The organism is Roseicella aerolata (assembly GCF_020523605.1).
Classification (GTDB): Bacteria; Pseudomonadota; Alphaproteobacteria; order Acetobacterales; family Acetobacteraceae; genus Paracraurococcus; species Paracraurococcus aerolatus.
In genome coordinates this window covers 1-6,673 of the sequence record NZ_JAJAQI010000099.1, presented here as the reverse complement: position 1 = coordinate 6,673, position 6,673 = coordinate 1, and the positions used below count along the sequence as shown (strand labels likewise).

Annotated in this window: 6 protein-coding genes; 3 read left to right on the top strand and 3 right to left on the bottom strand. The window is 65.8% G+C overall.

What is annotated here, in order from left to right; translation table 11 throughout:
• Positions 1–113: 113 nt before the first annotated feature.
• A complete protein-coding gene (locus LHA35_RS27460; protein WP_226614369.1) occupies positions 114–1,817 on the bottom strand; it encodes a hypothetical protein in 1,704 nt (567 codons plus the stop codon).
• 912 nt (positions 1,818–2,729) lie between these two features.
• Here LHA35_RS27460 and LHA35_RS27455 point away from each other — a divergent pair.
• From LHA35_RS27455 to LHA35_RS27445, 3 genes are all read left to right on the top strand, one after another.
• Positions 2,730–3,380 carry a hypothetical protein gene (locus tag LHA35_RS27455; RefSeq protein WP_338051012.1) on the top strand — a complete coding sequence of 217 codons (651 nt, stop codon included), beginning with the start codon at positions 2,730–2,732 and terminating at the stop codon, positions 3,378–3,380.
• Positions 3,381–3,553: 173 nt separating this feature from the next.
• Positions 3,554–3,793: a hypothetical protein gene (locus LHA35_RS27450; protein WP_226614367.1), complete on the top strand. Its 240-nt coding sequence runs from the start codon at positions 3,554–3,556 to the stop codon at positions 3,791–3,793.
• Positions 3,794–3,802: 9 nt separating this feature from the next.
• Positions 3,803–4,480 carry a hypothetical protein gene (locus LHA35_RS27445; protein ID WP_226614366.1) on the top strand — a complete coding sequence of 226 codons (678 nt, stop codon included), beginning with the start codon at positions 3,803–3,805 and terminating at the stop codon, positions 4,478–4,480.
• Here LHA35_RS27445 and LHA35_RS27440 read toward each other — a convergent pair.
• Together LHA35_RS27440 and LHA35_RS27435 are read right to left on the bottom strand one after the other, a co-directional pair.
• Complete coding sequence (locus LHA35_RS27440; RefSeq protein ID WP_226614365.1) at positions 4,413–5,477, bottom strand: phospholipase D family protein; 1,065 nt, start codon at positions 5,475–5,477, stop codon at positions 4,413–4,415. The genes LHA35_RS27445 and LHA35_RS27440 overlap by 68 nt on opposite strands.
• Positions 5,478–5,710: 233 nt before the next feature.
• Positions 5,711–5,860, bottom strand: a complete 150-nt coding sequence (locus LHA35_RS27435; RefSeq protein WP_226614363.1) for a hypothetical protein — start codon at positions 5,858–5,860, stop codon at positions 5,711–5,713.
• Positions 5,861–6,673 lie beyond the last annotated feature (813 nt).

Here is a 6,673-nt window from a genome sequence, read left to right as displayed (position 1 = left end):
CGCCATGTCCAACACTCCCACCGCCCCCGACCAAAGGCCCGAGGCTAGCGTCCGAACATGGGTCAACTCTCAGTGGCAACTTAACCCCAAACCGGGTCAGCTCTCAGTGGCAATCAACACTCTCCGTCCCCCTCGTCAAGGACGCCAAGGAGAGAGCCGAAGCTGATGCGGCGAACGCTGGTCCTGGCGAATGCCTGGGTGTCCGCCTGCCGTCCCACCTCAAGGACCGCGTTTGGGTTGTCGCATGTGACTTTGAGGGTCCAGGCCAGGTTGCCGCCTAGCGTGATTGTCGTCCCCGCCGGAAGCGGGGCCGCGGACTCGGGTGGGAGGCCAGGGCGCTCCAGCGCGACATAGACGCCAGGCGCCGTGAATCGTAACGTGCCCGTGCCGAGCGCGATCAGGACCTCGGGTCGATCCCCGTCGCCCGCGATGGCGATCCCTTCCGGCGATCGGTGGATGCCGCGGCAGGCAGTCTCCAGCAGGTTGGCCGGCGCGGGACCGTGGAAGCGGCACCCGTCGAAGCGTTCGAGGCCTGGCCAATACCAGGCGGATGCGGCGACGAGGGCACGTTCTTCGCCGGGCAGGGTGAGCACGGCCTGAAGGCGCCCTGCCGGACCCGACTGTGGGAGCAGCTTGCCAACCGGGATTTGTGCCAGGCCGTCGTCGTCCAGCGTTGCCTCGACCCGCATGCCCGTCGGTGGCAGGGCGGGGTGACGGAGCCAGAGTTGAGCGACAAGCCGGGCGCCAGCCTCGCCGGGCACGTTGACGGTAGCCACAGTCGATGCGCCAAGTAGCACGACGCCTTCGGCATCGCGGGCGACGTATGGTCCGAGCGAAATGCGCCGCTCTGGACGCGGCGCGATAATCGCGGACGGCGCGCCCGGAAAGCTGAGCGAAGCTTCGCACTGCTCGACAGAGACCCAGGCAATGCGGACGCCGCCCAGAATGGCGTCCGCGGGCTCCCCGTCCACGTCGAAGCCGCGGCGGGAAACGAGGACTATACTGCCAGGTGAAATCTCGAGCCGTTCACCCGGTGCCGCAGTTCCCAAGAAGCGGCCGCTCTCCGCCCCAAACGCAGCGCAGATGTCCGGTGCGCCAAGCCAGTCACCAACTGCTCGCCACGAGGTCTCGCCCGATCGCCACCGGATTGCGGGAGGCCAGGGCGTCCTTATAACCAGGTCGCCACCGTGCATAACGAGCTCGCGGTCACCGTCATCGATCGCGACCGGTTCACCCGGAGGCACGTGGAGACAGAGGTCGAGGCCCCGCAGCACAAGTTCGGGTCGCCTCCGCGTCGCCGAGACCGGCCGCGTGGCGTAAGCCTCAAGCTCGGCCGCCAAGGCAGGTCCGATTCGCGACTCGCCCAAAGGATCGCCGCGGCGCAGCCGGGCATAGAGTGCAGCGTGCCAGCCGGTCTGGTCGTTCTCCAGAATCATTTTCAGCCGCGGCGTGTTCAGCACACGTTCGGCTGCGGCACGACAGAACCGAACGCAATCGGCGGTGTCCGACGGGTCCGGCAGGCCGATCGCACGCTCTGTTCGTTGGAATGCGTCTGCCAGCGCGTGCGCATGACCCCGACGCGCTCCGCCCTGCAATACCAGCTCGTTCACCCGCCACTGTCGGTCGTCGGGGCGGCGCTGTCGCTGCACCGTGAGGCCCAAGCGAACTGCTGCCTGACGGAACGCAAGCACGAGCTCTTCGCGCTCTGTAGAACTCAGCTTAGGCTTCCGCGGCCCGAGTAGCTTTTCAAGGTAGCCAAACACACTGTGGTCATCAGCCTCGGCATCGTGCTGGCCGGCGATCTCGCCGGCGAGCAATGAGAGCGCGAGGGGTGGCTGGTGCTTTAGCAAGCGGCAAAGAGCTGCAAAGGGATCCTGGAAGTGTCGGAAGCGATCGATCGCCGCTGACCGCTCGGCTGGGAGAAGCGGAAGCTGGCCGATAAACGGCGGCGCATCTGCGGCTTGTAGACGTCGTGCGATAGCTTCAGCTGCTGCGCGTGTAGCCTCCCGCAGGAAGGCGGCGCGATCTATCGAAGTGGCACTCACGACGACTTTGCCGACTTTGCCACTGCGCACCCCCCAATCCCCGGAGCAATGGTAGTCAGCTCTATGCAACCCCGGAAGGAGGTGAGACACGAAAATTCGATCGATAACCATAAGCTGAATGAAACTAAGTCAGATTGCCTCGATTTGTAACAAAAATAGCGACAACTTACCCAGAGAATTTCGTATTCGGGTTCCCACCGCTGCTCCAGTCGGTTCCCTTACAACCTGTCTCTCCTTACCAAGGCACCGCGCTGACGCGCGGGTTCCCTGCGGTTTTCGGCTGCGACCTTGAGGGTGCAAGAGCGGAACGAGGGCGGGTTTTCTCTCCTAAATGCCAGAGAGTCTCCGGACCTTGAGGGTAGCCCGATTTTTCCAACAAGGTTTAACGCCTTGTTTTTGAGGCATCTTCGGTGCGGCTCGCCGCTGTCGCGCACCGGCGTGACCACCGTCTTCCGCCCCGGCCGGCGCCGTATCTTCAGCGGCACCCGGATCGTGATGCTGGTCGCCGGCGTCATGCCACCGCCCTCAGTGCCTCAGGCGCGATGGCGGTGAGGTCGCGAACCAGGCCGGCCAGCCCCTCCACCCGCAGCCGGACGTCAGCGCCAGCGGGCCCGAGCACCTCGGCGGGCGGGATCTTCGGGATGGTGGGCGCTGCCCGCCGACTTCGGCGGGCTCGGGGACGGCGTGGCCGACGACCGTGCCGCCATCCAGGCCGCCTTCGACCGCGCCGCGGCGGACGGCAAGATGGCGGTCATCCCGCCCGGCACCTGGAACGTCTCCGCCGGCGTGGTACTCGGGGGTGGTGCCCGCGGCCTGATCATGCGCGGGGTGCTCCGCTACACCGGCACCACGCCCGCGACGGTGCTGACCCTCGGGGATGGCGGGACGGTCCGCAACGGCGAGACGCTCTATGCCAACCTGCAGGTGGTGCGGCAGATCCAATCCGACTGGAGCAGCGAGGCCGATATCGGCATCCTGGCCCGCAACCTCGATGCCAGCGTGCTGGATGTCCGCCTGGCGCAGGGCTTCACCATCGGCCTGCGCACCCTCGGGGACGGCCGCGGCTTCGAGGACAGCACGCTGCATCTGAACCGCTTCCTGAACAACCACATCGGCCTCGACATCCGCTGCGCGACGGCCACCGCCTGGAACACCTTGGTTCGCTACTACGGCGGCCACTTCGCGGTGGCGACCGGCATCAACCCTGGCCTGGACCGCTTCGGCATCCGCCTCTCGGCCGAGCCGGGGGCCTACACCAACCACAACCGGCACGTCTTCGACGCGCCCAACTTCGAGCTGCGCCAGCTCGACCCGAACGTGGCCATCCCTTCCTGAACGAGACCAATGGCTCGGCCATCATCGGCCGGGCGCTGCGCATGGAGGCCTGCTCGCCGATAGTGGCCCGCCACACTGGGGCGGCGCAGGACTGCGAGTACGAGGTGGCTTGGTCTTGGCAAGAGCTTGCGTAGGTGCATCATATCCGGTGGTAAGTGAGTTCAGGGTGCCGCGTGCTGACCTTTGGTGAAATCGTGGCAACGGCAGACCAGCTCATAGGGGTAAAGGCGGTCTGGGGTCGCTCCACCGAACCCGTCATGTGCTTCGGTTCGCAAGGTGATGCCGCGAAGAAGGACAAGGGTCACTTCAGCTTGGCACGTTGGACGGCCGAACTGGCCGTAGACCAACCGTTCCTGGTGACGATCGGTGGAGGCGCACAGGTCGCCCCAGAGCTGGATGGCCGCGTATTGTAGCTCGTCCGCGTGTCGAAGGCGTTCGGAGAGACGAAGGCGTTCGTGCGCGATCCGAACCTCCTGCAAAGGCTCGCGCAATGGCCGATGGCGGTCGTGCTCACCGAGATCTACTCCATTGTCGGCGAGCCTCACCTTCTGGCGGATCTCGAATTCAAGGACCGCCGCATCTTGGCGAACGCCTACGACGGCAATAGACGCGACGACGAGCGTGTCGGGCGACTGTGGGAGGCCCTCCGGACGATGCCGGTACGGCGGTGTTGGGAGGTGCCGAACCTTCCGGGCTTCTTGGATCCACCCGCGCCGCGGCTGTGCGGCAGCGACTATCCCCGCTGCCGCTTTTCCCGCGAGGAAGGTAGGCGCATCCGGGAGGAAAGCATCCGCCTGGAGCGCGACCCACGCCTATCGTCTGCGGCGAAGGAGGAGAACAGGGCACGCAACGGGGGGCTCGTCGTCTGCGAGGCGTGTGGCCTGGCGGACCCGCTGGCCGCATTGTTCGACGCTCACCATCGGGATCCGCTCGCACGCGGCGAGCAGTTGTCGTCGCCGGAGATGTTCGCGGTGCTATGCCCGACCTGCCATCGCTGGGCGCATGTCAAGGCAGAGCACACGCTGCAGCCGCTCAGCCCGGAGCAGGTTTCCGCGGTGAGGCGATTCCGCTCACCAACACCAGATATCGTGCCTTCGTAGCCTGCCAGAACGCACGCGTGATTTCTTGTCGCGGGGCCTGCCATGCGACCTGCTCGTCAAAGTCGTCTCGCAGCCGCTCGAAGGCTTCCGACATGATCGTTTCCGCAAAGGCCTGCTGGAACAGGGGGTCCCTGACGTCGAACGGCTGCGGAGGAGGGTTGCTCAAGGCCAGAGCGACATCGAGCGACGGCCCCAGCTTCCCATCGTCGAGCCTGTAGCGGAAGGCCTGCTTTACGACGCGATCGAGGCAGGTCCAATAGAGGCCGGTGCGCTTCCCGATCTTCTTCCCCCCAATTCGACGCCACCTCAGCACCCAGCGCCCGTGCCGAAAGCATGCTCCTTCGTCGCCGGGTGGCAGGTCGAGACCATCTGAGATGGCGTCTTCCACCGCGTCATCGTACACGCCGATCTGTTCCCGCACCGACGCCTTGTCGGTCTTCCAGTCGGCGTCGCTGCTGTACCAGTCGATCAATGGCAGCTCTGCGGCTTCGGTGTCGAACTCTGCGAAGGATTTGAGTGTCGGTTTTGCTCTCTGCCTCCGTTGCCAAGCGGCTTGCGCGACCTTCAGGTCCGAGGGCGTGATCTCATGGCACGTCGGCCAGATCTGCTCGAACCAAGCAGCAGGAGCGGAGGGGTCAGGGATGACCACGCCTGCCTCCAGCCAGCCGATTGCTTCGCTGCTTTCTAGACCCATCCCGTTCGCGGACGCATTCGCGGATGTGACCACTGCGCCGCGGTCGCTTACGTAGACCTTCGCATGCAAGTCGCCGCGCTGGCGCACCAGGGCACCCTGCTTGACCAACTTGCGAATCACTGCTGGGTTGGTGCCGCCGGATTTCAGATTGCAGACAATCTTCACCTCGCGCTCGGGGTGAGCCGACCTGCTGAAGAGCTCGTCGGCTCCTCTCCCCCAGAATGCGACTGCGCATCGCACGCGCTTACCGAGGAGGACATCTCGGATTGCCTCGTCGAGATCCGGCCGAGTGAGGAACTTCATCAAAGGGGCCATTCAAGCTTCGGAGCGACTTGAAGCTGTATCCAGAATTCCTGGCGCACAATCGGCGCATTGCGGTGAATTGCCGCTGCATGCTGTCCTTAATCCGTGGCACGCGCTCGGCGAGCCCGATCAGGGTCTTGGCGAGGGCGAACTTGTAGGAAGCCACGTTGCGGCCAAACTGGATGACGGCGCGACAGTTGGCGTCGAGCGTCGGGCCTTGGCCAGGAAATCGGTCACCCCGCCGCCCCCCTGGCTGCGGCGGGCGGTTGCTTCGGCTGCACGCTGTACTGGGCGAGCGGTGCCCGGCCGGTCCGCCAAAAGTGCCAGCCGAGCAGATCGCTCTCGAGCTCCCGCAGCACGTGCTTCGGTGTCCCCTCGGGCAAGGGTAGGTAAGCGAGCCAGGGCTCCCGGAGGGGCCAAGACGCGGTGGCATGTGTCAGGGCCCGTGCCAGCAGAGACGCATTCTCGCCGACATAGAACGGCTCATCGGCACCGCGATCGTGGATGTAGTAGACGGCAGGGATCGTGCCTCGGTGAGCGGCGCCCGCTGCCACCAGGATGCCTGAAGCGGTCCCGCCTCGCCCTGCAGTGCCGGCCCTGACGTGGTGAAGTCGATCCTGGCCTCGCCCTCGGACAGCGGCACCGCCCTGCGGCCCGGGGTGCGGGTGCCGGATTGGCCGCACGGATGATCCAGCGATTCGTCGGCCGGGCATAGCCCGGGTAGAAGCGCCCATAGTTGGCCTCGGCCGACAGGCCGGTCTTGATCCGGTGCCGCCAGAGCAGCATGTCCTCGGTGCCCCGAAGGATTTGCACGTCGCCGGCGACGGGGGCGCAGGAGCACTCAAGCCGGGCACCGTCCAGCCGCCGCAGCAGCCAGAGATGCGGCGCTGCGGTGTGGGGGTCGTCGAAGGGGCACTCCTCGGCGTTGGCGCCGGCGGCCAGCGAGAGCAGGCGTTCGCGCAGGGTCCGCCCGGTCTGCCCCACATAGACGAGCCGCGTAAGACGCTGTACGCGAATAGATCCCTTACTGCGCCTGGGTTTGTGCCACGAGCCTACGTGAGATGATGGAGATCATTGCGATCCAGACGTGCGCGGCGAAGAGGTCGGGCGCACGATCATACACGATGTTGAGCCGGCGATAGCAGCTGAGCCAGGCGAACAGGCGCTCGACGGCCCACCGGATCCCGCTTGGCAGG

What these genes read in the sequence shown, in the direction of transcription:
- LHA35_RS27440 (WP_226614365.1), bottom strand. Translation starts at nt 5,477, where the DNA reads ATGAAGTTCCTCACTCGGCCGGATCTCGACGAGGCAATCCGAGATGTC.